Here is a 2,274-nt window from a genome sequence, read left to right as displayed (position 1 = left end):
GATGTCGAGTCGCGCGGCTCGCGGACCCTCCGGCTCGATCCATGCCACTGTGGCGCCGCCGAGCAGCGCCGGAGCGGCATTGTCCGGATGGCCTTCGAACTCGGTGGCCAGGGCCAGCACGGCCTCGTCGTCCAAGACCTCCGGCTCGCTGATCAGTCCGCGGGCTGCGATCAGCCCCGCCACAACTGCCGCGGCACTGGAGCCCAGGCCCCGCCCGTGCGGAATCGCATTGAGACAGCGCAGTTCCAGCCCGGCCTGAGGGGCGTTGGCGAAATCCAGTCCGGCTCGGATCGCCCTGACCACGAGGTGATCCGAGCCAGTGGAGACTTCGCCCTCACCCGCACCCCGAACTTCGACCCTGGTGGCACCGGCTACCGCACGCACATCGATCACATCGTGGATGGCCAACGCAATGCCGAGGGCGTCAAAGCCCGGTCCGAGATTGGCGCTGGTGGCGGGCACCTGCACCCGCACGTGATCGGTCGCGAGGCGCACGGCTACAGTCCGAGGGCCCGGACGGTGTCGGCCAGCGTCGGGCCCACGACCTCGGGTTCGACAGTGCGCTGTCCGAGCGCCGTGGCTGTGTCCTTCAGACCATTTCCGGTGACGGTGCACACGATGGTGGCATCCGCAGGCACCTGACCGGCCTCGGCCCGCTCCAGCAGGCCAGCCACGCTGGCTGCCGAGGCCGGCTCCACGAATACACCCACCTCGGCGGCGATCAACGCCTGGGCGTCTAGGATCGCCGGATCACCCACGGCGTCGATACGCCCGCCGGAGTCATCCCGGGCGGCCACGGCAAGATCCCAGGAGGCCGGGCGCCCGATCCGGATCGCGGTGGCCACGGTCTCGGGGAACTCAACGGGTTCGCCCTTGACCAAAGGGGCGGCGCCGTCGGCCTGCACCCCCCACATCCGAGGCGTCCGGGAGGCCAGGCCGGCCTCGGCGTACTCACGGTAGCCCATCCAGTAGGCGGAGATGTTCCCGGCGTTCCCGACGGGTAGGACGTGAATGTCGGGCGCATCGCCCAGTGTGTCGACGATTTCGAACGCCGCCGTCTTCTGCCCCTGCAGGCGGTAGGGGTTCACGGAGTTCACCAGCGCCACCGGATAGGCCTCGGCGAGGTCGCGCACGATCTGCAGGCAGTCGTCGAAGTTGCCGTCGACGGCGATCAGCTGGGCCCCGTGCACGATCGCCTGGGCGAGCTTGCCGGCGGCGATCTTTCCCGCGGGCAACACCACGGCGCAGCCCAGGCCTGCGCGCGTGGCATAGGCAGCCGCCGAGGCGCTCGTGTTGCCGGTCGAGGCACACACGACCATGCGGGTGTCGGTGCTGGCGACCTTCGTGATCGCCATGGTCATCCCACGGTCCTTGAAGGAGCCCGTGGGGTTGGCACCTTCCACCTTCAGGTACACCTGGGCGCCGGTGCGCCGACTCAGCGCGGGCGCCGCCAACAGCGGGGGTCCCCCCTCGGCCAATGTGACCGGCTCGTCTTGGGCATCCAACGGCAGACGATCGCGGTACTCGGCGATGATGCCGCGCCAGGGCTGGGCCATCAGGTTCCTTCCACACGTAGCACCGAAATGACCTGCAGCACCGAGCCCAGGCTGGCCAGGGCAGCCACACAGCGCGCCTGGGCGGCTTCCGAGGCCGAGTGGGTCACGATCTGCAGACCCGCGCTGCCCTCCACGAGGGCACCCTGACGCACGGTCTCGATGGAGACGCCATGCTCGGCGAACGCACCCGCGATCTCAGCGAGCACCCCCGGGCGGTCGGCCACGTCCAGCCGCACCTGGTAGCGCGCCGCCACCGCGTCGTCGGTGAGGATGGGCAACTCGGCGTGGGCTGTCTCTGCAGGGGCCCGGCCACCGCTGACGTGGTGGCGTGCGGCGGCAACCACATCCCCCAGTACCGCCGACGACGTCGGCGCACCGCCTGCTCCAGCGCCATAGAACATCAGGGTGCCGGCTGCCTCAGCCTCGATGAAAACGGCGTTGTACGGCCCGCGCACGCTCGCCAGCGGGTGCGCAAGCGGGACCAGCGCCGGGTGAACCCGGACGGCGATACCGGCCGGGTCTTCGTATTGTTCAGCGATGGCCAAGAGCTTGATCACGTGGCCCGTATCGGAGGCCGCAGCGATGTCGTCGGGGGTGATCCCGGTGATGCCCTCGGAGGCGACATCGTCGATCGCTACGCGGGAGTGGAACGCCAATGACGCCAGGATCGCTGCCTTCGCGGCCGCATCGTGCCCCTCGACGTCGGCGGTCGGGTCAG

2 protein-coding genes and 1 pseudogene are annotated in these 2,274 nt (G+C 69.8%); all 3 read right to left on the bottom strand.

Going from position 1 to position 2,274, the window contains the following annotated elements; translation table 11 throughout:
- Positions 1 to 303: pseudogene (locus ACK5M9_RS12840) on the bottom strand (homoserine kinase); the annotation flags it as partial.
- Positions 304 to 497: 194 nt separating this feature from the next.
- The gene (thrC, locus tag ACK5M9_RS12835; RefSeq protein ID WP_416893552.1) at positions 498 to 1,556 is read right to left on the bottom strand and encodes a threonine synthase; all 1,059 of its coding nucleotides are present in this window, start codon (positions 1,554 to 1,556) and stop codon (positions 498 to 500) included.
- Positions 1,556 to 2,274: homoserine dehydrogenase (locus ACK5M9_RS12830; RefSeq protein ID WP_416893551.1), on the bottom strand; the 719-nt coding region annotated here is incomplete at its 5' end. The genes thrC and ACK5M9_RS12830, both read right to left, overlap by 1 nt.

Origin of the sequence: Mycobacterium sp. (genome assembly GCF_047975165.1) — a bacterium.
In the GTDB taxonomy this organism is placed as follows: Bacteria; Actinomycetota; Actinomycetes; order Mycobacteriales; family Mycobacteriaceae; genus Mycobacterium.
This window is presented reverse-complemented; position numbering and strand designations above follow the sequence as displayed.

Bases quoted from the DNA above. Each gene is read 5' to 3' on its own strand.
- thrC (WP_416893552.1), bottom strand. From the start codon at position 1,556: ATGGCCCAGCCCTGGCGCGGCATCATCGCCGAGTACCGCGATCGTCTG.